24 protein-coding genes are annotated in these 25287 nt (G+C 44.0%); 6 read left to right on the plus strand and 18 right to left on the minus strand.

From position 1 onward, the window contains the following. Positions 1–105: 105 nt before the first annotated feature. From pbfA to CA598_RS09110, 6 genes are read right to left on the minus strand one after another with little or no spacing between them, the layout of a single operon-like run. The gene (gene pbfA / locus CA598_RS09085; RefSeq protein WP_094876322.1) at positions 106–1461 is read right to left on the minus strand and encodes a (R)-1-hydroxy-2-aminoethylphosphonate ammonia-lyase; all 1356 of its coding nucleotides are present in this window, start codon (positions 1459–1461) and stop codon (positions 106–108) included. After that, entirely contained in the window at positions 1451–2266 is an 816-nt protein-coding gene (phnX, locus tag CA598_RS09090; protein ID WP_094874047.1) for a phosphonoacetaldehyde hydrolase, read from the minus strand. Before phnX ends, pbfA begins: the two co-directional genes overlap by 11 nt. After that, a complete protein-coding gene (gene phnW / locus CA598_RS09095) occupies positions 2263–3357 on the minus strand; it encodes a 2-aminoethylphosphonate--pyruvate transaminase (RefSeq protein ID WP_094874048.1) in 1095 nt (364 codons plus the stop codon). Before phnW ends, phnX begins: the two co-directional genes overlap by 4 nt. A gap of 28 nt (positions 3358–3385) precedes the next feature. Beyond that, positions 3386–4387, minus strand: coding sequence for an extracellular solute-binding protein (locus tag CA598_RS09100; protein ID WP_179283628.1), 1002 nt, complete (start codon positions 4385–4387; stop codon positions 3386–3388). Between the two features lie 47 nt (positions 4388–4434). Further along, the gene (locus CA598_RS09105; protein ID WP_094876323.1) at positions 4435–6054 is read right to left on the minus strand and encodes an ABC transporter permease subunit; all 1620 of its coding nucleotides are present in this window, start codon (positions 6052–6054) and stop codon (positions 4435–4437) included. Continuing rightward, positions 6047–6799, minus strand: a complete 753-nt coding sequence (locus CA598_RS09110) for an ABC transporter ATP-binding protein (protein ID WP_094876324.1) — start codon at positions 6797–6799, stop codon at positions 6047–6049. Before CA598_RS09110 ends, CA598_RS09105 begins: the two co-directional genes overlap by 8 nt. 209 nt (positions 6800–7008) lie before the next feature. Between CA598_RS09110 and CA598_RS09115 the strand changes: the two genes are divergently transcribed. Together CA598_RS09115 and CA598_RS09120 are read left to right on the plus strand one after the other, a co-directional pair. Beyond that, positions 7009–7770, plus strand: coding sequence for a DeoR/GlpR family DNA-binding transcription regulator (locus CA598_RS09115; protein ID WP_094876358.1), 762 nt, complete (start codon positions 7009–7011; stop codon positions 7768–7770). 448 nt (positions 7771–8218) lie between these two features. Then, positions 8219–9676, plus strand: a complete 1458-nt coding sequence (locus CA598_RS09120; RefSeq protein WP_094876325.1) for a methyl-accepting chemotaxis protein — start codon at positions 8219–8221, stop codon at positions 9674–9676. A gap of 85 nt (positions 9677–9761) precedes the next feature. Here CA598_RS09120 and CA598_RS09125 read toward each other — a convergent pair whose 3' ends face one another. From CA598_RS09125 to CA598_RS09175, 11 genes are all read right to left on the minus strand, one after another. Further along, entirely contained in the window at positions 9762–11990 is a 2229-nt protein-coding gene (locus CA598_RS09125) for a Tex family protein (RefSeq protein ID WP_094876326.1), read from the minus strand. Between the two features lie 118 nt (positions 11991–12108). Continuing rightward, entirely contained in the window at positions 12109–13308 is a 1200-nt protein-coding gene (locus CA598_RS09130; protein WP_094872538.1) for an MFS transporter, read from the minus strand. Positions 13309–13480: 172 nt separating this feature from the next. Beyond that, a complete protein-coding gene (locus tag CA598_RS09135; RefSeq protein ID WP_094872536.1) occupies positions 13481–14089 on the minus strand; it encodes a TetR/AcrR family transcriptional regulator in 609 nt (202 codons plus the stop codon). A 157-nt stretch (positions 14090–14246) separates the two neighbouring features. Then, the gene (locus CA598_RS09140; protein WP_042124727.1) at positions 14247–14597 is read right to left on the minus strand and encodes a type II toxin-antitoxin system PemK/MazF family toxin; all 351 of its coding nucleotides are present in this window, start codon (positions 14595–14597) and stop codon (positions 14247–14249) included. Between the two features lie 3 nt (positions 14598–14600). Continuing rightward, on the minus strand, positions 14601–14882 hold the full coding sequence (locus tag CA598_RS09145; RefSeq protein WP_025698676.1) for a CopG family ribbon-helix-helix protein: 282 nt from the start codon (positions 14880–14882) through the stop codon (positions 14601–14603). Between the two features lie 214 nt (positions 14883–15096). After that, positions 15097–16278, minus strand: coding sequence for an alanine racemase (alr, locus tag CA598_RS09150; protein WP_094876327.1), 1182 nt, complete (start codon positions 16276–16278; stop codon positions 15097–15099). A 217-nt stretch (positions 16279–16495) separates the two neighbouring features. Further along, positions 16496–17581: a LolA family protein gene (locus CA598_RS09155; RefSeq protein WP_094876328.1), complete on the minus strand. Its 1086-nt coding sequence runs from the start codon at positions 17579–17581 to the stop codon at positions 16496–16498. A 234-nt stretch (positions 17582–17815) separates the two neighbouring features. Next, the gene (locus CA598_RS09160; protein ID WP_094876329.1) at positions 17816–17989 is read right to left on the minus strand and encodes an aspartyl-phosphate phosphatase Spo0E family protein; all 174 of its coding nucleotides are present in this window, start codon (positions 17987–17989) and stop codon (positions 17816–17818) included. A gap of 122 nt (positions 17990–18111) precedes the next feature. Next, complete coding sequence (locus CA598_RS09165) at positions 18112–19512, minus strand: helix-turn-helix domain-containing protein (protein WP_094876330.1); 1401 nt, start codon at positions 19510–19512, stop codon at positions 18112–18114. A 256-nt stretch (positions 19513–19768) separates the two neighbouring features. Beyond that, a complete protein-coding gene (locus tag CA598_RS09170) occupies positions 19769–20527 on the minus strand; it encodes a DUF3600 domain-containing protein (RefSeq protein ID WP_094876331.1) in 759 nt (252 codons plus the stop codon). Beyond that, a complete protein-coding gene (locus CA598_RS09175; protein WP_094876332.1) occupies positions 20517–21101 on the minus strand; it encodes a sigma-70 family RNA polymerase sigma factor in 585 nt (194 codons plus the stop codon). Before CA598_RS09175 ends, CA598_RS09170 begins: the two co-directional genes overlap by 11 nt. A 260-nt stretch (positions 21102–21361) precedes the next feature. Between CA598_RS09175 and CA598_RS09180 the strand changes: the two genes are divergently transcribed. The 4 genes from CA598_RS09180 to CA598_RS09195 all read left to right on the plus strand — a co-directional run bounded on the left by CA598_RS09180 (position 21362) and on the right by CA598_RS09195 (position 24582). Next, positions 21362–21781 (plus strand): MarR family winged helix-turn-helix transcriptional regulator, encoded by a 420-nt coding sequence (locus CA598_RS09180; protein WP_094872527.1) that lies wholly within the window; start codon positions 21362–21364, stop codon positions 21779–21781. 137 nt (positions 21782–21918) lie between these two features. Then, the gene (locus CA598_RS09185) at positions 21919–22566 is read left to right on the plus strand and encodes a hypothetical protein (protein WP_094876333.1); all 648 of its coding nucleotides are present in this window, start codon (positions 21919–21921) and stop codon (positions 22564–22566) included. 103 nt (positions 22567–22669) lie between these two features. Next, positions 22670–23803 carry a copper amine oxidase N-terminal domain-containing protein gene (locus CA598_RS09190; protein ID WP_094872524.1) on the plus strand — a complete coding sequence of 378 codons (1134 nt, stop codon included), beginning with the start codon at positions 22670–22672 and terminating at the stop codon, positions 23801–23803. Beyond that, positions 23800–24582 carry a TatD family hydrolase gene (locus tag CA598_RS09195; RefSeq protein ID WP_094876334.1) on the plus strand — a complete coding sequence of 261 codons (783 nt, stop codon included), beginning with the start codon at positions 23800–23802 and terminating at the stop codon, positions 24580–24582. Before CA598_RS09190 ends, CA598_RS09195 begins: the two co-directional genes overlap by 4 nt. A gap of 76 nt (positions 24583–24658) precedes the next feature. Here the strand turns inward: CA598_RS09195 and CA598_RS09200 are convergent, their stop codons facing one another. Further along, complete coding sequence (locus CA598_RS09200) at positions 24659–25225, minus strand: histidine phosphatase family protein (protein WP_094876335.1); 567 nt, start codon at positions 25223–25225, stop codon at positions 24659–24661. Positions 25226–25287: the final 62 nt, after the last annotated feature.

Here is a 25287-nt window from a genome sequence, read left to right on the forward strand (position 1 = left end):
GGTCTTGACTACGACAAAGGCGGGCGTTAACGCCTTAAACGACAAAACAGGTTTCTCCCCCCATGTACGGAGCGGAAGAAACCTGTTTTGAAGCTTGCCTATCTCTCAGCTATATTTACTTAATCCTTCATCCAGAAGATTAATTGCAAAAGTTAATTGCACTTCAGACACAATAAGCGGAGGATGCCAAGTGATGCAGTTCCCTCCAGCTAATTTAAAAGAAAGCCCATTCTCCAAGCAATAATACAGGACTCGCTCAGCTAATTCCTCATTCTTCTCTTTAGTGTCTCTGGACCTCACAAGTTCAATGGAGATCAGCAGTCCAGCGATTCGGATATCGCCTATGCAAGCATGTTTAGACCCTAGAGCCTCAAGCTTTCCTCTTACGAATTCAGACCGGTTGATGCATTGTTCCTGCAGCTTCATGTCATCCATGTAATTGATGGTGGCACAGATCGCCGCACTTCCTAACGCGGGTTTCTCATGGGTATAGTGACCCAAAGAAATATCCGCCGCACAATCATATTGCGTTCTGGTAAGCACCGCCGCTTGCGGGATCACCCCTCCACCTAACCCTTTTCCGAGCACGAGAATATCCGGTTCGATCTCGAAATTCTGATGGACGTAGAACCTTCCGCTTCGCATTAGCGCTGTTGGAATTTCATCAAAAATCAATAGGATTCCATATTCATCACATATTTTTCTTAATCTTGTGAAATAAGATATAGGCGGGATATGCGTATCCGTCGCCCGAATAGGCTCAAGTAAGATCGCTCCAATCTCTCCTTCATGCTGAATCATATACTCCAGATAGTCGAGGCAGAAGGTAGAAACTATTTCATGAGAATGACTTCCCAGCAGGTTACGGTATGCATTAAAAGGAATGGCTTTCAGCATTCCCGGCATTTGCGGGCCCATGTCCTTTTTAAACACGTATTCTCCTCCGGCAGCGATCGTGTCCAGCCCCGCGCCATGAAAGGACTCCCACATGGAGATGACCTTATGCTTCCCTGTCCATTTGCGAGCAATCTTAAGGGCCAGACCTACAGCAGCACTTCCGGAAGGCGTAAATAATACTTTATAGTCCTTTGAGGTCGTTTTGTTGATTAAAGCTTCCGCAGCTTTCACCGCAATATCTGCCGTAAATCTTCTTGGAATGAACGGTAGATCGTCGAGCTGTTTTTTCACAGCTTCAGTTACGTAAGGATTCTTATAGCCAATCTGATGAATGCTATTTCCATGAAAATCAAGATATTTGCGTCCATTCACATCTGTGATATAACATCCCTCTGCATCTACGATACTGTTCAAGCACGGCGTTGACATGGATTGACGCATATATGCACGCTCGTCCGCTTCGATCCTGTCTACACTCACAGCGCTTAACTGGTTCATCCACTCTTTCCGCAAGGGGCTAAAGTTAATGTCACCTTCTCTTTGTAGCTCATGATTATCTCGCATAAGGTCTGATTCCTTGAGAAATCAGGACATTGATTCGCCCAATCAGCTGAGGCAGCTCACTCATCGATTGAATCGTAAAGTCTGCCCCGTTTTGTATAAAAGAGGTCTGTGTCGCAGAGATCACCGTCTCCTTCTCCACATCTGAAAGTGCATTAAATTCATCCTCGCTTAACCCCATTTCAGAGCTTCCAATGATTACACCTACGGACCAGACGCCTGCATTAACACCTTCTTGAATATCTGAAATCGTATCGCCTACCTTAACAACCTTCCATGCTGCCGATAACTTTAAAGCTTCCATATTATGATAAATCATATACGGGTAAGGTCTTCCCAGTGAATGTGTTCCATCCGGAGTGATTACATAATCAGGCTGATAGCCCTTTCGAGCGGCATTCGGAATCACAACATCCATCATGGACTCTGTATATCCAGTGGTCGAGCCAATCTTCAGCCCTTGATTTCTCAAGACTTGAATAGTTTCAATGACCTCCGGAATCGGATCAGTATATTCGGATAAGGATGCCATCAGGGCCGGTTCGAATTCAGCATACAGGTTCTCTACATCCTGTTCAGTAAAAGCTCTGCCATACTTTTCTTCCCACATGGCACCTACTCTTGGCATGGATAACATCGCACGTATATGATCTATTTTCAGCATCCCCATAGGGGCTCTAGCTTCCTGCATCGTAACTTCAATCCCAGCTTCCCGAAAAATATCAAGGAACACATTCACCGGTGCAAAGCAGCCAAAATCTACCGCTGTTCCTGCCCAGTCCAGAATTACGCCTTCGACTTGATTCATTGTGTCATTCCTCCCATGTATGCTTCGATAATATTACATAAGTTCTGAATATCTTCTTCGTAAATCTCACCAATATTCCCAATCCGGAAGGTGTCGTGCTCCGTTAATTTGCCTGGGTAGAGGACGTAGCCTTTTTCTTTCACATATTCATAGAAATCTTCAAAGCTGAATGTCTCATTCGGAAAAAGAAAGGTGGTTATAATAGGAGACTGCTTATCGTCTGTGATATACGCCTCTATTCCTATTCTCGCAAGTCTTTCTCTCAGTACGCGGTTATTATTCTGGTATCTTGCTGCCCTTGCAGGAATACCGCCTTCTTCAATGAGTTCTTCAATCGCTTTCGAAAATGCAGCCACTACATGGGTCGGAGATGTATAGCGCCATTTCCCATCCGCATCCATCGCCTTCCATTGATCGTATAGATCTAGTGATAGACTACGTGCATTCCCTTTACAGGTGAGCAGCTTATCCAGCTTGGCAATGACAAACCCAAATCCCGGAACACCCTGAATACATTTATTGGCGCTGCTGATTAAATAGTCAATTCCAAGCCCAGGTACATCAATCTCTATTCCACCGAAGCTGCTCATCGCGTCGATAATTAAAGTTTTATCGTACGCTTTTGCCAGTTGTGAAATCATCTCAAGCGGGTTTAGAATCCCTGTCGTTGTCTCGCAATGCACCATCACGATATGGGTAACGGCTGGATCCTCTTCAAGAATCCCTCTAATCTCTGCTTCTAGGGGGAATTCATTATATAGGGCACTATGCGCACGATAATGAAGTCCAATATATTCAGCCATTTGCACGATACGTTCCCCGTAGGCACCATTTGTAATAATCAGAAGCTTATCATCGGCTGATACCGCCGTAGTCAGCACGGATTCCACTGCAAATGTTCCGCTGCCTTGCATAAGAACAGCTGTGTATTCTTGGTTCGTTGCACCTGCCAAATCCAGTAGGCTCGATCTGATCTGTTGCGTAATGTTCTTATAGTCCTGGTCCCAAGTACAACGGTCAAAGAGCATTTGCTCTTTGACCGTGTTAGTAGTTGTCAATGGACCGGGTGTCAGCAATTTATAGTTGTTCATGGCCCTTCACTCCTTGTTCTAATCTTAATTATTTCGCTTCTTTAAAGAATTGCTGATGTTGTTCCAGCAGTTCCACAGTCAACGGCTTAACAAATTTCATACTGTGTGCAGGTTTATGGATATCACTAACCGTTTCATCTTTATAAAGAGCTACTGGGTAATTTGTAATTAAGTCTTTTCTAGCATCTTTAATAATCGTTTCTGCCATTCTCATAGCCAGCTCTGTCGTTGCATCGTCTTTTTTCACCACGGCTACGGATTCTGTAAGTGAGAAGTTGCCTTCTGTCGGATCTACATAGTCAATGGGTGCGCCTTCTTCTTTAGCTAGTACTGCCTGATGACGAAGTCCAAATCCTGCAGCTACTTCTCCTGCTTTTACCTTTTTAATCGGACCGGAACCGGAGCTTTCCAGATGTGGGCCTACATTAGCAACTAAATCATGCAGAACCGTTTTACCTTCTTCTTCCCCGTATTGCGAAATAATCGCCTGAACCAACAACCATCCTGTCGAAGAGTCCATAATGTTCGGAACAGATACCAAGCCTTTAAATTCTGGTTTTGTTAAATCCTTAATGGACGTTGGCATCGCCAAGCCCTTATCTTTAAGCACCGCTGTGTTTACAAAAATAGCACCGGTATTCGCCAAGATTGGCGTATAGTAAGCTGGATAGGAGTCTAGCGCATTCGTCGTAAACGATAGATCTTTAAACATCTTGTGTTTCTCTTGCGCACTTTCTACAAAATAAGAGCTCATCGTGATCAGGTTAGCCTCAATTTTGTCTCCCTCTGCCATCAGCTTTCCACCCAGCTCAGAAGTACCCAAGGATTGAAAGAGATATTGCCCCTCGTACCCCGCACCTTTTAGCGCAGACTCCATAGAGGCTACAGCTTCTTCATCCGCATTGGTCAAAATCACTACTTTACTCGCATCACCCGATGCTTTATTTCCGCAGCCTGCTAATGTAAACACCAAACTCAAAGCCACAATAGACAACATGATTCCCTTGATTCCCTTAATTCTCTTAGACATAAATTCTCCCTCACTTTAACTGGTTTTTTTTATATAAAAATCGTTAATCAACGAGAGTTTGATTGCCGTTTCTGGAGATAGTCACCTAGGAGCTTAATGATCAGGTTGGTGCAAAAGATCAGGATGGATAGGACAAACACCTCATTAAATTTGGCGAAATGCTGCAGCTCTTTTATTTTGCTCGCAACTACCGAGGTTTGGGCAGTCACTAGAAAGATAATTCCGCTAATCGTCACCATCGCATTGATAAAATAGTAGCTGACCATCTCTATCACCGTGGATGCAGAGTTCGGTAGAATAACCCGGCGGATCGTTTTCAGCCAACTATCACCTAGTAATTCAGCAGTGGTCTCCCATGATGGGTTCATTTTTGCCAAAGAATTCTTAGCCATTAAATATGGCGTTGTAAAATAATGGACAAGCGTGCAGAGCACAAGAATCGTAAAAGTCCCCTTGAGACTGCTGTTATTAAACAGAAGTAAATACGATAGACCAAGGACCATACCTGGCACCGTGTTCGTCACCATCGATAGGATGTCGAATGTCGCTTTCCCTTTTACGGGCGTACGCACATTGATAATAGCCGCCGCATAAGCCACGATCGTACCTACAATTGCCGTCAATACTGCTACCAGCAAGGAATTTTTATATACATTGATCAAATCGCTTGATTGAAAAACATCCACAAAATGTTTGAACGTAAATGTTAGATCATAAGGATAGCCATTCATCAGCGGGGCAACGAACATGACAGCGAATACCGCCAGCAGCCCGATTAGAATCACGGATGAGATTAGTCCAAGAACCGAATCTCTGCCTTTATTCGGGATCATCTCGATTTCAGTCACCTTGTCATAATGGAAATTGAATTTTTCAAGATACGTTAACAACACAACCCCGAACGCCGCCGGTATTAACATCAGTACAGCAATAACTGCCCCATTGTTGAAATCCGGTATAGCCCCAAGCATGACCTGATACAGCTGAGTAGCAACCACGTTATACGTCCCCCCCACCGATGCAGGGATCCCAAAATCCGTGAAACTTAGGATAAAAGAAAGTACAAACGCCCCTCCCAACGTGCCCCACAAAGGCCGAACGATGGTGTTCATGAAGCTTCGCAGCGTCCCATCCCCCATAAGCTTGGATACGACGATGAACTTTTTATCAATGTACTTGAACGAATTATGAATCAGCAGGAAAGCAGAAGGTAAGGTATAAATTACGTAGCCTATCAATAGACCATTAAATCCATAAATCTCGAATAAATTCCGTCCGAAGATTCTAGTAATCAGCCCCTGGTTGCCAAAAGAGTACATGATCGCAAATCCATAAGTAATCGTAGGCAGCAGCATCGGGATTAGAATTCCAGTTCTAATAATGCTTTTTAACGGGCGATAGATTCTTGTACAGTGGATAGAATAGGCTAGGATAAAGGCTAGAACCGTTGTGATCATTGCCGTAACACCAGAGACCTTCATACTATTTCCGATGGACTCTCGAATCTCTTGATCTGCCAGAATGGTGAGATAATTGGATACCGAATAGCCTTGACCCGTCTCAAACGAGCGGATGAATAACACAGTCAGCGGCAAAATCAGAAAAACAACAAATAACAATACAATGGGGATAAAAATGATCCGCATTTCCGGTTTGGCTTTAGGCATAATGCTCACCGAACAGGTTATAAATATTTTTCCGTTTCACTTGCAGTTGCCCCAGAATAAATTCTTTCACAAAATCATTGCTAGGCTGTTGAATGATCTCTTGAGGCGTTCCGAATTGGGCAATATGACCTTGATTAATGATGAGAATTTTATCCGACAGGGTTAACGCCTCTTCAGGGTCATGGGTGACGATAATCGTAGTAAGCTTATATTCTCTGGCGATGGATTTAATCCGGGCTTTAATAGATTCCTTGATGATTCCATCCAGTGCGCTTAGAGGTTCATCGAGCAGTAATAATTTGGGCTTCATTACGAGCGTTCTTGCCAAAGCCACCCTTTGCTTCTGCCCACCCGATAGAGCGCCGATCTTCTTCGTTAAATGCGGCTTTAATTCCAGAAACTCGATATACTCCTGAAGCTCATGCTCCGACGTTAATCCTTTTTTATTTTTTAGACCATAAACGATATTCTCGTAAGCATTTAAGTTAGGGAAGAGCGCATAATCCTGGAACACTATATTAAATCCGCGTTTCTTCATGGGTACATTGCTTAAATCTTGATCATTAAAAATGATTTGCCCCTGCTCCATCTTAGCCAATCCCAAGATGATGTTTAGCAAGGTGGTTTTGCCACTCCCGCTGGGGCCGAGTAAGGAGACAATTTCCCCTGCTTGGATGTCTAGACTAATATCCTCTAGAACAACCTTGTTATCGTAATGCTTGCTTATGTTTTGTAATTTAAGCAAAGGTTCCACCTCCTCAAGTACAACCTCAGTATAAAAAGGTTTTGTTTTTGAGGATAAACAGTTACGTAAAATGTATGTAAACTTTAAATAAGTTGTGACTACATTATAATCATATTATGACTAACTTACAAAGGAGTTGTTGCCACCCTATACTAATCCCTTTATACTTCAACTATCGAAAGCGATATAAACTTTGAATGGGTGATTACATGTTTCCACTGGAAAGACAAAAGAAAATCATAGAAATCTTAATGTTCAAAAAGGTTCAGAAGCTGCCGGAGCTAGCAGAAGAGCTTAATATTTCTATCGATACCCTTCGCAGAGATATCAACCTGCTGGACAAGCAAGGGAAGATCAAGAAGATTTATGGTGGAATTAAACTGGTGGAATCGGAGTTTGCTGAATCTCCAATGGATGCGCGAATGGTCGGTCACTTAGAGGAAAAGAAAATGATCGCCCAAAAGTGCAGCGAATATATCAACGATGGGGATTGCATCTATCTGGACAGCGGCTCTACCACCTATCAGATCGCCAAATATATCAAGAATAAAAAGAATCTCACGGTCATTACGAACTCCGTTCCTGTGGTAAACGAGCTGATGAACAGTGGGGTTGAGCTTATTATCATTGGCGGAAAGGTCCGACTAAATGAGCAGTCTGTTATTGCATATGATTATCTGTTTAATTTCAGTGAATTAAATATCCTTAAGGCTTTTATTTGCGCAAGCGGCATTACCCTTGAAAAAGGCATCTCCGACTATAATCTGGAGGAAGCCCAAACGCGCAAAAAAATTATCGATCTCTCCAAAGAAGTTTATGTTGCCGCTGACCATACTAAATTCGGGAAAGATGTGACCATCGGTATCGCCTCACTCGATAAAATTGGGTACATTATTACCGACCGTAATATAGATCGAAGCTTCCTGCAGAAGTTTAAACCTAAACGCACGAGCTTGATTATTGCGGAATAATAGCTTTATCATTCTGACGATCACAAACGTACGTAAATAACGCTTCTCCCGATATTCGAGAAGCGTTATTTTGCATGTTTGCTCAAGCATCATTTTCTCCATGCCGCGAAACACACTCTCCGATTCAGAAAACCGATACCCTCATAGACCATTAGGGAAAATGTCCCTATAATTCAGTAATTTCTGCGCTGCAGACTACTAATTAGGGAGAACCTCCCTATAATTCAGCAGATTCGTTAGCAAATTTAGAAATCACCCCAATTTTTAGGGACGAATTCCCTTATTCCATTGATTTTATGCAATTATCGGCTATTTTCAGGGAGGTTTTCCCTAATTACTCTTCCAGACATTATTTTCTGAACATCTTTGAACTTAACATCATAGACATCATTTCGTGAATCTCTTAAACTAAAAAATCAGAAGTACTATTACATTATGGAGTGTGAATATGCCCTTGAATCAGATGTCCGAGTTACACAAGAGAAACAAATTAATTCTTTACTTGTTTTGGGGCTGTTTGTTGTTCGGTTCAATTTCGCTTTACAGATTTCCACAAACAATCATGGCGATTATATCAGCAGCGGTACCCCTTGGATTATTGTGTACGATACTAATCTGGAAACGTGTGGCTACACCCTATATTATGTACATAACAGCTATTGGCTTTAATATCATTACATACTTCTACATCGATGCAGGGGCAAACATCATTAGTACGTTAATTCTATATTGGGGTCTAGGCATCGTATCCCTTTATCACAACTATCGCCCCTTACTCCTTAATGGAGTGATAGCTTGCATCTTACTCAACTATTTTCTGATGACCAAACCGGCTTTTGAATCCGTTGATGCCTTAAGTGTTAACGTTTTTCTCATCATGATGATACTGGTTCTGATCTATCAGAGTCAGATTGGTGCGAAAATGTTCAAAAATATGTCTAAGAGCAGCATCGAAGCTGAACATGCCAGAGCGGAAATGGAGACCATTCTTACAGGCGTTACTGAATCCGTAGGAGTTCTGAGTCAATCTAGTAACCTAATGCATAACAACGTACTGACAACAGATCGAATTTCCAAAGAAGTCGTAACCGCCTTCCAAGAGATAGCTAGTGGAGTTGAATCACAAGCACAGAGTGTTAGCGATATCTCAAATGCTATGCAGCAGTTAAACGAATCAGCTATGCAGGCAAATGCTGCCTCCGTCTCCATGAGTAATAGAAGCCGTGAAACGGTTCAAATTACACAAGAGGGGCAAGATGAAATCATTCGCTTAACTGGAACTATGTCTGAAGTTACAGAAATCGTGACGAGTACTGCTGGCTTGATGACACAAATGAATGAAGAAAATCAGAAGATTGAATCGATTGTTTCCAGCATCGTAGGCATTGCTGAGCAGACGAATCTTTTGTCTCTAAATGCTTCCATTGAAGCCGCTCATGCGGGGGAACACGGCAAAGGTTTCGCAGTCGTATCCAATGAAATCCGAAAATTGGCACAGAGCTCCCACAATGCATCCGCGGACATTGCCCAGATTCTCAGAAGCATTCAAAATAATATTACGCGGGTTGGTGATATGGTTTCTAACGGGTTGCTAGTTGTAGAATCAGGTAGAAATTCCACTGGTGATATCGCTCGATTATTCGAGGGCATTCGAAATAATACACACCAGGTGCTTGAACAAGCAGAAGACCTGAAGGACAGGAGCGTTCATATCAGGCACGCATCCAACGTTGTACTGGGCGAAGTTAATTCAGTGGCTGCAATTACCGAAGAGAATACCGCAGCTATTGAACAAGTCCTCGCTAGCGCTGAGGTCCAGCAACAACATGTTTCTGAAACGGTGATTAGCATCAGCAATCTAAATGAGTTAGCTATTAAGTTAGACGATTTAACGAGATCTTCATAGATGCAGCTGTTTGTTTCCATACCCTACAATCAAAAGAAAGCCATCTACTCCTCACTGAAGTAGATGGCTTCCTTTGTTTAGTTCGTTAGCTAAGACTCCCTGCCTCAACACGCGGCGGACGCATGGTCAGGCTCACCCGGCCCTTCTTCAGGTCAACACCCATCACCCAGACGGTGACATTATCTCCTACGGAGACAACGTCCATCGGGTGCTTCACAAAGCTGCCGCTGAGCTGGGATATATGCACCAGCCCATCATTCTTGATCCCGATATCGACGAATGCGCCGAAATCGATCACGTTGCGGACGGTTCCCTGCATTTCCATGCCGGGAACCAGATCCTCGATCTTCAGCACGTCGGTGCGGAAGACCGGCAACGGCAGCTCCTCGCGCGGATCACGGCCCGGACGCTGCAAGCTCTCCAGGATGTCGCGAAGCGTAGGCACGCCGACATCCAGCTTCACAGCCAGCTCCTCGGCATTTTGTGCCTCCAGCTGTGAAGCCACTTCTTTGCTGCCCAGCTTATTTACATCAAGGCTTAGCTCGCGGAACAAGCGATCCACCACCGGGTATGACTCGGGGTGAATGGGTGTGCGATCCAAGGTATTGTCTCCACCTGGAATCCGCAGGAAGCCGATACATTGCTCATAGGACTTCGCACCCAGACGAGGGACCTTTTGCAGCTGCTTCCGAGTCGTGAACTTACCGTTCTCTTCACGATATTTAACGATATTTTTAGCAATCGTACCGTTAACGCCAGCCACATAAGAGAGCAAGGCAGGAGATGCCGTATTTACATCCACGCCCACATGGTTAACCGCCGATTCTACGACAGCCTTAAGACTCTCTTCCAAATGCTTCTGGGAGACGTCATGCTGATACTGACCCACACCGATAGCTTTCGGATCGATCTTCACCAGCTCCGCCAGCGGGTCCTGCACACGGCGGGCGATAGAAGCTGCACTGCGCTCTGCCACATCCAGATCCGGGAACTCCTCCTGCGCCAGCTTAGAAGCAGAATAGACACTCGCACCAGCCTCATTAACGATCAGGTAAGCCAGCTCTGGATCGCCAATTTCGGCGATCACTTCTGCCGTAAATTGTTCGGTCTCACGAGAGCCTGTCCCATTCCCGATCACGATGAGCTGAATGCCATATTTAGCGATTAGTTCTTTAAACTTAGCAGCAGCTTCAATTTTCTTGTTGTTCGGCGGCGTAGGATAGGTCACGGCTACTTCAAGCAGCTTACCAGTATCGTCTACGACGGCCAGCTTACAGCCGGTACGGTAGGCAGGGTCAACACCCAGCACACAGCGTCCCTTAACAGGCGGTTGAAGCAGCAAGCTGCGTAGATTACCAGAGAAGATCGAGATCGCTTGATTCTCGCCCCGCTCGGTCATCTCCCCACGAACCTCACGCTCCACAGAGGGAGAAATCAGACGTTTGTAGGCATCCTCTGACACTGCTTCTAGCAGTTCCTTCACTGGGGATGGGCCTTTAATGATTCTCCGCGCAATGTAAGCATGTATTTTGTCAGTGACCACTTCAATGCCTACCTTGAGTATATTCTCCCGTTCACCGCGGTTAATCGCGAGTATACGGTGAGGTGGCATTTTGTGTACAGGTTCACGGTAGCTATAGTAGTTCTCATATACAGATTCCTGCTCGGCATCCTTAGCTTCAGACACAAGGATACCTTGACTTGCCGTATACTGGCGAACCCAAGAGCGGATCGCAGGATCATCGGCAATGTTCTCGGCGATGATATCCAATGCGCCTTGCAGCGCTTGATCTGCGGACTCCACTCCTTTTTCAACATCTATATATTGGGTAGCCTCGGTTTGTGGGTCCCTTTGTCTCTGCTGCTCCATGATCCAGTTCGCAAGCGGCTCTAAGCCTCTTTCCTTCGCAACACTAGCACGAGTCTTACGCTTTTGCTTGAAGGGACGATACAAATCCTCCACTTCCTGCAGCTTGACCGCATTGGTGATTTGATCATGAAGTTCCTTGGTCAGCTTGCCCTGCTCTTCAATATTGCGGATAACGTCTTTCTTACGTTCGCCCAAATTGCGAAGATAAGCCAGGCGTTCTTCAATATCACGCAGCGCATTCTCGTCCAGCTCACCCGTCATTTCCTTGCGGTATCTGGCGATGAACGGGATCGTATTCCCCTCATCCAGCAGTCCAACCGTTGTACGCACCTGCTTCAGGCTAATGTTCAATTCCTTGGCAATCGCTACAGTAATCAATTCCTGCTCCCGCTGTGCGGCCGCCTCATCCGTAATGACTCCCGTATTGCTGTTATCTACCGTCATTAGTATCCCTCTTCCCGTACACAATCTGCTTATACAATTCTTGTTCTCATAACTAAAATAGTATCACAGATCGGCTCTGTTCCAAAGTCCAGCCTAGAGAGGAGGCAGATTGGGTAGTTTACGCGCGTTGTCCCATTCCCCTTTTTCCAGAACTAAGTGACAGCACAAAACATAACGCTAGAACAACCGCCGCTGCCACATATGGAAAGTTAATACTTAGATCAAAAAGATATCCTGCAACGATTGGCCCTGCGATATTTCCAAGACTCGTATAAGCAGAGTTCATCCCTGCTACGAAGCCTTGCTGCGTTTCCCCCGCCATTTTGGATAGCTGGGTGCCTACCGCTGGTCGAAGAATATCCATAGCCAAGAATACGACAAAGGTAATCGCACAGATCGCCCAGAAGCCACTTACAAACAGGGTCAACAGAATAAACATTGCAGCAGTTATAAGGCAAGTGGAGATAACCTTATTCTCTCCGAATTTATTCAGAATCCAGCCAAATGCGGATACCTGCACCACAGCACCGGCGATCGAGCCAAAGGTAATCACAAAAGCAATATCTTTAGGGGTAAAGCCAAATTTATGATCCACGAACAATCCGAACACTGTTTCATAATTAGCCAACCCAAAAGCCATAACAAATACAATAATTAACCCGAAAAAGTAAGGTTCACGATAGGAACGCATCAATTGCGTGAAGAAGCTCTCCTGATTATTTTTCGATTGCTTCGCTTCCATCCGTTTCTCTACAGATAGAGACTCAGGCAAGATTAAAACTGTGATTAGAGCTGCGATCCCAGCCGCACCAGCCGCACAGAAAAAGGGTACCCGCATGCCAAGCTCAGCAAGATAACCTCCAATCCCTGGACCGATAATAAATCCGGTAGTAATGGCTGCATTAATAAGCCCCATACCTTTCGCTCTCTCTTCAAAAGAGGTCGTGTCCGCTACATAAGCCATAACCGCTGGCATAATTAACGCAGCGCCTACACCACCGAGCAATCTTGAAACGAACAAGAGCCAGGACACATTCGCCAGACCAAAGAGCAGCTCTGAAAAAGCAAACACGATCAGACCTGCAACGATCACTTTTTTTCTGCCAATTCTATCGGATAACCTGCCCGCGAATGGCGATACTAATAATTGGGCAAGGGAGAATGAAGCCACTAACAGCCCAACGGTACTTCCGGTGATCCCAAGTTCATTCATGTAAGTAGGCATGATAGGGACTACAAGTCCGATCCCTGTAAAAGCAAGAAAAATGTTAAGCATAACAAGCAGCATAGCGCCCCTGTTTCTAAGTAGTAATGACATTGTGTTAACCTCCGTAGCTTCTAAAGCCAAGTCTTCAAATAGTTTCCCTGTAGAGACCGACCATCCGGTCTAAATTATAGCCAAAAAATATTCCTTCCATTTCCGGTGCCTTCAAGAAGCTTCAGCCTTCATGATTCCTGAATGTAAAGCTTCTTTCATGCCCCCATATATGTTACCCCGTATATATCCCTTGTAATAACAATCGTACTGATTCCCGGTAATATTTTTTGATATCATCCGGAGTCTTTTCATGAGTGGAGTATTCGGAAACTCTTCCGATCCCTTCAAGCATGCCATTTACAATAATCACATAATCCTCTAAGTCACCTTTTATAAAATACCCAGTGTCCATGCCTTCCTTCAGTAGGTCGCGACACGCATGCGAGGCAGCCTCATATAAAAGAACAAGCCGCTTAGTGATATCCTCCGGATGAGCTCTACTTCTTGAGAATTCCTCAAGCGCCCGAATCAACGGATTCTGAAAATCATTTGCGTAGTGCTCGGCTAAAGCATATAAACGCTCCTGAACACCAAAGATTTCCTTCTTCTTATCTTCCCACGCCTGTAACCACTGCGCCGTATCCTCTTCTACTACAAATAGAAAAAGTTCATCCTTGCTCGGAAAATGATGATATAAGCTGCCTTTACTAACATTCGAAGCTACGCAAACCTCATTCATCGTTACAGCTGCATACCCCTTCTGAACAAACAGCTGTGTGGCTTTAAGTACAATTCGTTTCTTTGTTTCTTCTCCGTCTGAACGTCCTCTGATTCTAAGCACCTCCTAAACCGACCGTACGGTCTAATGTTATCAGAACATTTTGTAAAAGTGAACCCCTAATCCTTTTTTACCATGAGTTCGTAAAAATGCACATCAAAAGACGCCCGGATTCGTACCCGAGCGCCTATCTCATGGATTATCTATAACCCTAGGATGATTAAAAATCAATCAGTCCAAGGCTGATTTGCAGCGAATCATCCACCTTCTTCATAGTTTCATCATCAAGGTGGGTGATCTTGTCAGTTAAGCGTTGTTTGTCAATCGTCCTAACCTGCTCTAGCAGTATAACAGAATCTCTGTCAAAGCCATGAGCTGCTGCGTCAATTTCCACATGCGTAGGTAATTTAGCCTTCTGGATTTGGGCCGTGATTGCGGCCACAATTACCGTCGGGCTAAAGCGATTGCCAATATCATTCTGGATTACCAGTACTGGCCTTACTCCGCCTTGCTCAGAACCTACAACCGGCGAAAGATCAGCAAAAAAAACATCGCCACGTTTAACGATCAATGTCTACACCCCGCTTACTAAGCGGCCAAGAGTGCTGTCTGCATCTTCCTCCGCGAGGAACGCCTCGCATGCCATGGTCAAGTTGATCTTAGCCATTTCCATGTAGCCGCGCTGCATGGACTCCCGGATAGAACGTTTCCTCCGTTCGCTCAAATACAGCTTCATGGCCTGCCTAATCAATTCACTCCGGTTGGAATTCTCCAATTGAACAATTCCGTCCACTTCCTGCAAGAGATGATCGGGCAAGCTGATCATGATTCTTTTGGTGTTCTGCAAATTGGCCACCTTCTCTTCCACCCCCACAAACCTTCTGCCCTTGTGTTCCAGTGTTGCAATATACAAGGAATTTTATACAAGGAATATATGCCGCCAGTATATCAAGTATGCTGCATCCCATTATAAACTAGAAATGGCGGTTCGTATAGGCTTTTAGTCATATCTCCTAAAACGATACAATTCCTTCTATTTTCTCCCTTGAATAACATCACTGTCAAGAACTTTAAGATTGTAACAGAGCATTTACTAATTTAGGAAGTGTGCCTTCACGGATATAAACGCGCGGCACCCGATGAGCCAGCATGCAAATTACCTCGTAGTGAATCGTTCCAAGATGGAGAGCCAACTCGTCTGCCGTGACCATCACGTCAGCTTGACGGCCGATGAGTACAACTTCTTCGCCTGCTTTAATTTGTTCCGCTTCTTCAGCGAAAGATTTGAGTGATACCATACACTGATCCATGCAGATTGTTCCGACGACAGGAACGCGGCGTCCACGTATTAACACCTCCGCTTTGCCAGTTAGCATGCGGGAATATCCATCTGCGTACCCCACAGGTAACGTTGCGATAATCTCCTCGCTGTCTGTGAAGTACCGAGTGCCGTAGCTGACGCCCCAATGAGGAGGCAGGCTCTTCACATATACAACCTGCGTCTTCAGCGTCATTACCGGATGTAGTTCTACCAGCTGACGGTTTACCTCAGTTGAGGGATAGAATCCGTACAAGCTGATGCCTACCCGCACCATGTTGCTGGATAAATAAGGTGAATCAATGGCCGTAGCGCTATTGCCCGTATGTATGATCGGGATCTGAATGTTCTGCTCCCGCAGCGTTTCCGCCACGCTCATGAACCGTCGATGCTGTTCCAGTGTATAGCTTTTGTCTAGTTCGTCTGCCTTGGCAAAATGGGTAAACATACCCTCCAGCTCCGCCTGCGCAACAGACTGCACTTCAGAGATAAATGCAGGTGCGTCAGCTGGTAAAAGACCCAGTCGCCCCATCCCGCTATCAATCTTGATATGCACCTTCAGCCGATGTTCCGGATCTCTAGGAAGCTGTCTAATAGCCTCTAATACTTCCGGTGTGAACAGTGTTACAGTTACATGGTTCTCCCAGGCAACGGCTATTCCTTCAGGAGAAGTGTAGCCAAGCACCAGTATAGGAATCAGTATTCCCGCCTGACGCAGCTCCAATGCTTCATCCAAAAAAGCCACACTAACATAATCTGCTCCGAGTCTTTCCAGTTCCCGTGTCACTTCCACTGCTCCATGGCCGTACGCATTTCCTTTGACGCATCCCATAAACTTTGTCTCTGCCGGCAAGTAGCGGCGAAAGGCTTCGTAATTGGCACGCAATTCATCCAGATTAATTTCGGCTACTGTCGGTCGATAGCTTGCTTGCACTTCAAAGTCACCTTCTTACGTTGTAGTAAAACGTCATAGCTGTAATGATCATTGTCTTAGTACTCATGGTAATGCTACGGAAGGTGGCTGTCAATGTGAGCTCCAGTTATCTTTTCGCTTCAGTTCAAAGCGGCTGGAGCGCTGGCAAATATAGAAAGGCGGATACTACGTTGTAGAGGAAAGAATCCCACAAAACGCAGTATCCGCCTACTTTATATTATTTACCCGATTGTGCCTCCATAGAAGCGGCAATTTGCATCATTTCGTTAACAGGAAGATTAGCACTTGTAATTCGATACTCTATACCCTCAGACATCCAAGTCAAAGTCTGCTGCTCATCACCACTCAGAAGTCCTGCGGTAAAACCAAGATCTATCAGCGTTCCAGGAGCCAATGCTACTGCACGATCCAATGGACGGGCTTCCATAATGGTGTATTGATAAACCCCGTCATACCGGATGAGAACAGCATGATCCTTGTTCCCCTCCATTTTATGGGAGTCCTTCAACTCGACACCTGCCGGAACGTACCCCGGTTCGATAATACCAAAGTCACCCAGCTCAGCAGCGACAGGTTGCCCCTCTTGCTCCTGACCCTCAGGAACTACAACCGGATTTCCATTTTCGTCAACCTGAGCTACTGTACTTTCTGAAGCAGCACCTGTAGTCATATTCTTTTGCATATCAAAGGAATCCTTAGTGAAATCTGTATCGAATTTAAAGGTGTCAAACTTCACGTCAACAACTTCCTTAGCTTCAGAATCAGAGACTTGAACCTGTTTAGGCTCATAAGTCTTTTTATCCAGCCAAATCTTCTGCCGCACAAGCGCATTGCTCTGATAATTCGCAGCTACCTCGAACACATAGTTATCTCCATCTTCCACAAATTGACGATTGTTATCTGAGACGATGCCACGAACTAGTGTCTGATACAAATAAACCTGACCTTGATTGTCCGGCCAATCACTCTGGAAGCGGAAGCTCTTATTCATACTTGGTGTAAGTACGAACACTCCCTCATCATTACGAAGCACGATCTGCGTAATATCCTTCTGAACATTTGCCAAGCTGATCCGGTAATAAGAAGGGTTCTTGTACCATACCTCAACCTTATACTCCTGCGGCTGCTCGCCGGTGAATAGGGTCATAATGCCTGAAGCTTGGTACGTTCCCTGCTTGCTCTCCAACTTGTCGGCCACATTGTTCAAATCCTTGACCACGGAAGCGGCATCCTTCTTCCCGCACCCCGTCATCACCAGGGCCACGCTCATAATGATCGCGAGTACCCATATTGTCCGGCGCATGACATCATCCCCTTAACCTGTTTTGAATGCATTGATTAGTACATGTCTATGAAGGACTTGGCCGCAATATGCAGACGGGCATGACAAGCTGGGAGTTAGATTTATTTTTTAGGAACATACAAACAAAAAAAGCCCACGCATAGCGCCGGCTTTATGTTTTATACAGAAATGTGATAACATTATGTAGGTTTTATCTTTTGAATAGAGAGAAAATTATACGATCAGTTTCTTGTTTCAACCCTCATCATCATTATGTATGGCTTTATTGTACTCATTGATTAATTCATCCAACCTCATCGACTGTCGAATCACATCGGGATGTAACAATCCGCCGTATTCCCTTTCCATTAAATAAAGTTTGGCTCTAGCACCCTCTATTCTTTTTTGGATAATTTCTGGATTATTCATTACACTACCTCCTCAAATTAATATACTAGAGGTATATGTCAAATTCTAAATTTTACAAAAAAGTGCAGTACTATAAATAAATGATTCCAAGAAATACTAAAAGGGCAGTATTAATTACATTACTATGCACTGCCAACAACAAAAACATTTCTCTTTTCGTTGATTCGCTGGACCTTACTAATTAGGTTTTGGTATTCTTTTTGCGTTTCTAAAGATACCGTATGTCGAAGCTCTTCAAACATTCCAACACATTTTATAATGCATGATTCGTTATTAACTTTTACTGAATAATCCAAACCCTCCATTATATACTTTATACTAATCTCATATTTATTTCTTCTTATATAATAAAACGCTATCTCAGCCATCAAGTTGGTATATCTATCTATGAAGATTTGTTGATGGTTATAGGATCTAATCTCTAGCTGATGATCTCTACAATCTAATATTTTCCCCTCAAACCGCAGAAGGATATCATCCACGTTAAATTGATAGTAATTAGCTGCTTGAAGGATTTTGATTAGACCCGAGAGGATCTCTTCCTCCCTTTGTTCCATGTATGCCACATAGTCCGGCAGCACTGTTATATCCCCTTTTAAAATTTGTAGCAAATAAATATGAGCACGGGCCCACTCCATACATTGGCTCATATGCTGCAAAGCTTCTTCCGTGTCTTCCCGAATCCAGTTGATATCCATATACATGTTAACATATTGTAAAGCTCTATCATAATCTCCTAGCTCTCTATAAACTACTGAACGTAACAAGTAAGAGTATTGAATATATGAGAAAAGGGGGATTTCAGGTTCCTTTTGAAGCCTGCTTTTTCTAGCACGGTCATATTTGGCATGATATTGAATGGTTGCTTTATCCCCCATTTCCTTAGCCATTGCCATTACCTTGTCCCAATGTCGTAAAGCACAATATGTATACGCCAAATCTTTCAACGCAGCAAGCTGGTCCACCTCATCAAGCCGGTTAACAAATCCTTCAAATTGCACAGCTGCGCGCAAATTAGCATCCTGATCTTCACCCAAAGCGATCGTGAACAGCCTGTATTGACAAAGGGCCAGCCGTTCTGAATGCTGATACTTCTCACTCTCAGCCACACTCTGATATAACATCGCTGCTGCTTTGTGTTTCCCTAGCGTAAAAAAATCCTCTGCAGTATCAAATAACGAGGGCGTATAAGATAAGCTGTCCATCATGATCCCAACTACCCGTGCAATACATTCCAGCTTATCCAGCTCTGCACAGCGATATAGAAATGGTCGAAGACGTCTCCAATTCGGATTAGAGTGAACAAAGCATTCATCCACATACAAATCATAGTAGCAGCCTTCTTCTAATCCCATACCTTCTGTAATCCGATCTAATTGTTGCATGGCTATCGGGCGATTCCCATTGATGATATTACTGATTGTGCCTGAATTTACCTTAGACACCTCTGCGAACTGATTAATCGTTGTCCCATGTTTCTTGAGATAGTCCGCCAGTTCTGCACGAATGGTCATCTGCTTCATGTTCAAAGCCACCTTCCGCCAACATAATTCATAGATAAACAAATAGCATTTTAATAAATATATGTCTAATTATTCCAGTGGTCAAATACTTTTTTTTCTATTCCTTTTCATTATGCAATTATTCGGTGATCAATGTATAGACTTTAGATTAGCAAAAGAAAAAAACACCAGAATACAAGGTGTAATAGACCTTTTCTGATGGTTTTCCTTATGATATTGCTATCAATAGTTATTCAATACATGCATTTAAATTCAACTAAGAGCTAGGTTTAATCATCATATCCAGCTTTTTAATATAAGGGTCTAGCGTTTTGATTAACTTCTCTTGGTTTTGTATCTCTTCTTTCGAAAGCCGATCCATATGAACACTGCCATCTGCATCAAATACCTTCGCATCATAGCTTTGTAAGTCTATGATTAATCGTTCGATTTCCTCAAACTCTTTTTTAGTAAGCCTCTGTTCAGCTTTTTCAAGCAAGCCATTCCAGAAAGCATCACGATCTACGGATTGCACTGATTTGTTTGATGTTTTCGCTTCATTTATTTGTTCAAAATAAGGTTCAAGCTTTGCGTGTAGCTCTTTATATGCCTGCTGGTCCTTCGCACCTAACCGTTCTAGGTGAAAGACGCCTTCAGCATCGGTCATTTGCAGATGATAAGATCCCAATTCCTCTAGTAAGGACATCAGCTTTGTGAATTCCTCTTCGTCAAAGCTTTGCTTCGCGTTTTCCAGTTTCGCCTCAAGCCTGTCATATTGTTGTTGGGTTACTCCTATCGTAGCAGCAGTTGCAGAGGACCCATACATGTTGTCTGCCAAATAATGATATCCGGCATAAGCTCCAGTAGGAATTAATAGTGCAGCCGCCATAATACTTGCTACAAACCATTTCTTCATACGTCTTCCCCCTTGTTTGGCTGCGGCCCTATTTAGAATTTGCTCCATCAGTTCCGGTGGGGCACTTATATTTCTCGCCTCTTCCTGCAGAACTGTCCGTAACTCTTCATTAAAATTCATGCAGGTCCTCCACCTTTCCCTTAAAAAGAGTATGATTGTCTGGCTTCTGACGAAGCTTCTGTAGTGCAGCGTGAATACGGGATTTCACGGTTCCGAGCGGAATACCCAGTATCGCAGCACTTTCTTCCTGTGAATATTCATTTAAATAATGCAGAATAATCACTTGCTTCAGCTTAAAAGGAAGACGCTCTACACTTGCTAGCAGGCGGCGGTTAGATAACCTGTCCACAACATCACTCGTGAAATCATGCTCCAGCATTAGATCTGTTTGTTCTACTTTTTTAACCATTCGGAGATGCTTCCATCTCTTTCTTCGATAGGCATGAATTTGCCGCATGACCACTCCCATCAGCCAAGGCTTAAAGGGACGGTTCACGTCAAATTGTTCAAGAGAACGGTGCACCTGAATGTAAATATCCTGAACGATATCATCCACATCGGAGGCTTCGCGAACGAGGAAATGAACGGTCTGATACACATCCCGGATCGTTGCTTCATATAGCTCACCATACGCTTCACGACTGCCGGCTATCGTAAGCGCAATGAGCTGAGAATATTCATTTGGATGTTTCATCCCTCTCAATCCCTCCTTCGGTCTTACACTATATATTGGTAAATCAAAGAGATATCGTTCGAATTATTTTAAGGAGACAACCAGACAGTGACTCTCCAGTTGTTGAAGTATCGCTGTCTGGTGTTTTTACTCTGCCGAAGCTTGTTTGATGATCTTCCCAGTCCAACACTTTAACATTAACCAATACATCATCAACTCCCTTGACAAGCTTATTATAGCTTCTATATATTTTAGGAACTAAAGTAAATTGGAGTGTGGCTATGAGCACAGAGCAAGATAAACACTATGCTATCCATAAGGTTATGGAATCCATGGCAAATGTGCAGCAGAAATCCCAGTTCTTCATTGATATGATCACCAAGCAGGAGACCCTGACTCACAATCAGATCCTACTGTTGTTCCAGCTCAGGCTTATAGGCAGCTTGAACATTACTGACATCTCCGAACGATTCGTTATTACACCCGGAGCCGCTTCCTCGATGTGCGATAAGTTGGAAGATGCCGGTCTTATCGAACGTGTGCGGACGAAGGAGGATCGCAGAGTCGTCAACATTGTTCTTACAGAACAAGGGCATCAGCGGATTCTCCAGATCTTTGAAGCCTTTCCTACCTCTGATTTGGATAAAATTTCAGGAACCTTAGAACAAATAAATGTGCTAATGGATAAAATGATGAACTAAAAGCTTTTGGGTTATATATGCTGCCTGTCAGGAAACTGACGGCAGTTTTTTTATGTTCAAAATACTATATTGACTATATATTATAATAATTATATATTTTAATCATTAAAATATATTTCGAAAGGCGGCCCCTATAAATGTCCAATGCTAATGATCCTTTTGAATGCCAAGAAATGATCGGTCCACCGCTGAAAGTAAGAGGTTCACTGACCCTCAAAGAAGATGTTCGTGCGGATACCATCGATGTTGTCGGCCATTTAAGTGCAAAGAACAATGTTACTACCGCAAAGTTAAAAGTATCTGGTGATTGTTCGATTGGAGGTCATTGTAGAGCCGAACAGGTTATCAATCTGGGAGGTCTCCGTGTTCAACACATCCAAGCTGACAGACTGCAATCGTCTGGATACTTTTCTGCAGCACAAAATGCTGCAGTCGAAACCTTTTATGCCGAAGGTGCTGTGAAGATCCATAGGTTAACTGCTGAATCCTCCATTGAGCTACGTTTAGGAAACAGAAGCACAATCGATGTCATAAAATCTAGCGGTACCATTACTGTTAAGCCATCTTTGAAGCTAATGAATGCGCTAATCCCCTACTTCCGGAAGCTTACCTGCGAAACGATTGAAGGAACTAGCATCATGTTATATCGAACGACAGCAGAACTCGTCTGCGGTGAAGATATTGTCATCGGACCGGGTTGTTCTATTGGGGAGATCCGCTATAGCAAAAGTCTAACGGTAGACTCTAAATCACAAGTTGCTCGGACCGTATTTTTAAATAAATAGCAAACGTAACAACCTTGTCTCCGCTTTGTTTACAGAAAGTGACCTACTACGCGCTGATTTAATCTATACTTAAGAGGACTGGACTTAATCCTCGGAGGTAATTATGAATAAAATCATCGTAATCGGAGCTATCACGCTCTTTTTAGCCGGATGCGGAGCATCGGCATCTATAGATATGGATACAACAATGGCAATTAACCAAACACAAACTACCGAAGCACCACTGAAGCTAATCGTTGATGGAGAAACCGTTCTTCCTTCTCTCCCACCTTTTTTCTCAGGTGATAAGGTCTATGTACCTGCAAAAGTACTCATGGAGTACTACTCATCTGAACAACAATGGGATAATGCTACGAAAACCTTAACTATCTCTGATGGAAGCAGTAAATATGTTTTGAAGCCAGGCAATGAGTATATGCAAGGTGACGGTTATCAAAATGAGCTGGGGGGACCTGCAATTCTACGAAATGGTATTTTTTATATTCCGGCAGACTCTCTAAACTCTCTCTCTGGTGCCACTGCGCAGCTGAATGCCTCGCAAAATGAAGTTTCCATTACATCAGGGGATGTTAGTACTACCGTAAGAACACCCAGCGAACCTCTCGCGATTGCTACAGAAAATGACCAAGTTAAGCTGTATACTGCCCTCAAAAATGGCGGTACCTACGAAGGATTTGTTGTAGAGGTGAACGGTAACAAGCATACGTTTAATTGGGAAGCACCAAGATTGTTAGATTACACTCCTGAGATTCATTATGCCGATATAGATCAGGACGGGCAGGAAGAAGTGGTAGTCATACTGTGGCTAGGAACAGGTACGGGCATGTCTATGCAGGAGCTTCACGTCATTAAGCCTAACCAGTGGAAAGAAATGAATGTACCTTCCGCGGATAAAGCTGCCTCAGCATTTGTTACCTCAAAAATCTCCAATGAAAAAGGCGATGCCTTAATTCAAATTCAGGTAAAAGGTTCAACTCCATCTATAGTTACTATGCGTTATCCGGATCGTGGCGAAGATGGCAATCTTGGCGAAAAAGCCGGGATTGGTGCTGTGACTTACTACATGGTGGAAGAAGGCAAGCTGAAAGCTGAAACCAATGTTTATATCGGATTTTTGGAGAGTATTGGCACACTAACCTTTTCCTACAAATCAGGAAATGATGGAATGGAACCTGAATCCATACGCTTTGCGCCTCATGAAGAGTATGCCTCTTATGTGGTGGGTAAGCAGTTATGATGGATGCCCATATACATTTAGAGCAATATGAACTTGAGGTTTCACAACAAATGTTGAGTGAGCTTCCTAACTTGGGGATCGAAGCCCTGATTGCTGTCTCCATGAATTTAGACTCTTGCGTTCGCACTCAAAAGCTTGCTGTTACCTATCCCGGAGTGGTACACCCAGCTTATGGTTTTCATCCAGAGCAACCCATACCGCAGAAAGCTGAATTATCCTCTTTGCTGGAATGGATTGAGCGTCAAGCCCGGGAGGATTTCATCGCTGTAGGTGAAATTGGACTGCCTTATTATTCGCGTGCTGAAGCACAGGAGCGCGGCGAAGCTTTTGATATGGAGCCTTACATTCAGCTTCTTGATCAGTTGCTTGAGCTTGCCGCCCGTATAGATAAACCAGTGGTCCTGCACGCTGTTTATGAGGATGCGCTGATTGCCTGTGATCTATTAGAGAAACATGGTATAAAGCGTGCCCACTTCCACTGGTTTAAGGGACCCGAAAAAGCCATTGCCCGTATGATTAAGAATGGATACTACATCTCTTTCACCCCTGATATCCTTTATGAGACGGAGATCCTAGAGCTCGCCCGCCGCTATCCCCCAGAGCTTGTCATGGCGGAGACCGATGGTCCTTGGCCATTTGAAGGATCTTTTGCGGGCAGAGTCACGCATCCATCTATGATTCGAGAGGTTGCTGCCGCTTGGGGAGCTCTACATGGCTACACTTCCAGCCATGCAGAAGAGATACTGACTGCGAATACTAAGCGATTTTATAGCTTGTAAATAAACAAAAGGATGGTTCCTAGCGAATGCCAGGCCATCCTTTTGAATAATCACAGCTTTATCCCAATTTGGGAGTTCACAACCTTTCCACACCCACTAACGCTGCGCCTGTGAATTCCATTTTATAAATATCCGGCTTTGTGGTTTGAAGTAGAAAATCCAGATCATATTTAGCGTCAAAATAATTCATCATAAGTGTCATGACTGCACCGTGAGTTCCAATCGCAACCTTTTGCCCACTGTGTTGTTTCAGTATATCCTGCAGCACGCTAACTGATCGCTTCTGACACGCATGAATGGACTCTCCACCAACCGGAACAAAATCCGTATCAGCAAACATTGTTGCCAGTAATGGATATAGCTGCTGGTCAGGCATGATCCTATTTCCATCCGAAAAATGAATTTCCCGAAGATCTTCAATACTTTGAATCTCTGCCCCTAACTCCTGCGCCAATCCAGTAATCGTATGTATAGCCCGAAGATACGGACTTGAATAAAAGACTTCAATTCCTTCGAAACGTAATTTCTCCGTTATCTTACGGGCATCCGCCTCTCCCTTCGCTGTTAATCCACGTGATCTCTCAGTTCCTCCGGGCAGCTTGGGTGACTCTCCATGCCTTACCATATAAATAAAAGTTGCCATTCTTCCCCCTCCTCTACCTCTACAATTTCTCGTGTTCTATCCGAACTCCTTCATAAAAAGCC

The organism is Paenibacillus sp. VTT E-133291, assembly GCF_002264395.1.
Lineage (GTDB): Bacteria > Bacillota > Bacilli > Paenibacillales > Paenibacillaceae > Paenibacillus_AQ > Paenibacillus_AQ nitricinens.

Coding starts and splice junctions, on each gene's coding strand:
- pbfA (WP_094876322.1), bottom strand. CDS start 1,461: ATGCGAGATAATCATGAGCTACAAAGAGAAGGTGACATTAACTTTAGC.
- phnX (WP_094874047.1), bottom strand. CDS start 2,266: ATGAATCAAGTCGAAGGCGTAATTCTGGACTGGGCAGGAACAGCGGTA.
- phnW (WP_094874048.1), bottom strand. CDS start 3,357: ATGAACAACTATAAATTGCTGACACCCGGTCCATTGACAACTACTAAC.
- CA598_RS09100 (WP_179283628.1), bottom strand. CDS start 4,387: ATGTCTAAGAGAATTAAGGGAATCAAGGGAATCATGTTGTCTATTGTG.
- CA598_RS09105 (WP_094876323.1), bottom strand. CDS start 6,054: ATGCCTAAAGCCAAACCGGAAATGCGGATCATTTTTATCCCCATTGTA.
- CA598_RS09115 (WP_094876358.1), top strand. CDS start 7,009: ATGTTTCCACTGGAAAGACAAAAGAAAATCATAGAAATCTTAATGTTC.
- CA598_RS09120 (WP_094876325.1), top strand. CDS start 8,219: ATGCCCTTGAATCAGATGTCCGAGTTACACAAGAGAAACAAATTAATT.
- CA598_RS09125 (WP_094876326.1), bottom strand. CDS start 11,990: ATGACGGTAGATAACAGCAATACGGGAGTCATTACGGATGAGGCGGCC.
- CA598_RS09130 (WP_094872538.1), bottom strand. CDS start 13,308: ATGTCATTACTACTTAGAAACAGGGGCGCTATGCTGCTTGTTATGCTT.
- CA598_RS09155 (WP_094876328.1), bottom strand. CDS start 17,581: ATGCGCCGGACAATATGGGTACTCGCGATCATTATGAGCGTGGCCCTG.
- CA598_RS09160 (WP_094876329.1), bottom strand. CDS start 17,989: ATGAATAATCCAGAAATTATCCAAAAAAGAATAGAGGGTGCTAGAGCC.
- CA598_RS09165 (WP_094876330.1), bottom strand. CDS start 19,512: ATGAAGCAGATGACCATTCGTGCAGAACTGGCGGACTATCTCAAGAAA.
- CA598_RS09170 (WP_094876331.1), bottom strand. CDS start 20,527: ATGAATTTTAATGAAGAGTTACGGACAGTTCTGCAGGAAGAGGCGAGA.
- CA598_RS09175 (WP_094876332.1), bottom strand. CDS start 21,101: ATGAAACATCCAAATGAATATTCTCAGCTCATTGCGCTTACGATAGCC.
- CA598_RS09180 (WP_094872527.1), top strand. CDS start 21,362: ATGAGCACAGAGCAAGATAAACACTATGCTATCCATAAGGTTATGGAA.
- CA598_RS09185 (WP_094876333.1), top strand. CDS start 21,919: ATGTCCAATGCTAATGATCCTTTTGAATGCCAAGAAATGATCGGTCCA.
- CA598_RS09190 (WP_094872524.1), top strand. CDS start 22,670: ATGAATAAAATCATCGTAATCGGAGCTATCACGCTCTTTTTAGCCGGA.
- CA598_RS09195 (WP_094876334.1), top strand. CDS start 23,800: ATGATGGATGCCCATATACATTTAGAGCAATATGAACTTGAGGTTTCA.
- CA598_RS09200 (WP_094876335.1), bottom strand. CDS start 25,225: ATGGCAACTTTTATTTATATGGTAAGGCATGGAGAGTCACCCAAGCTG.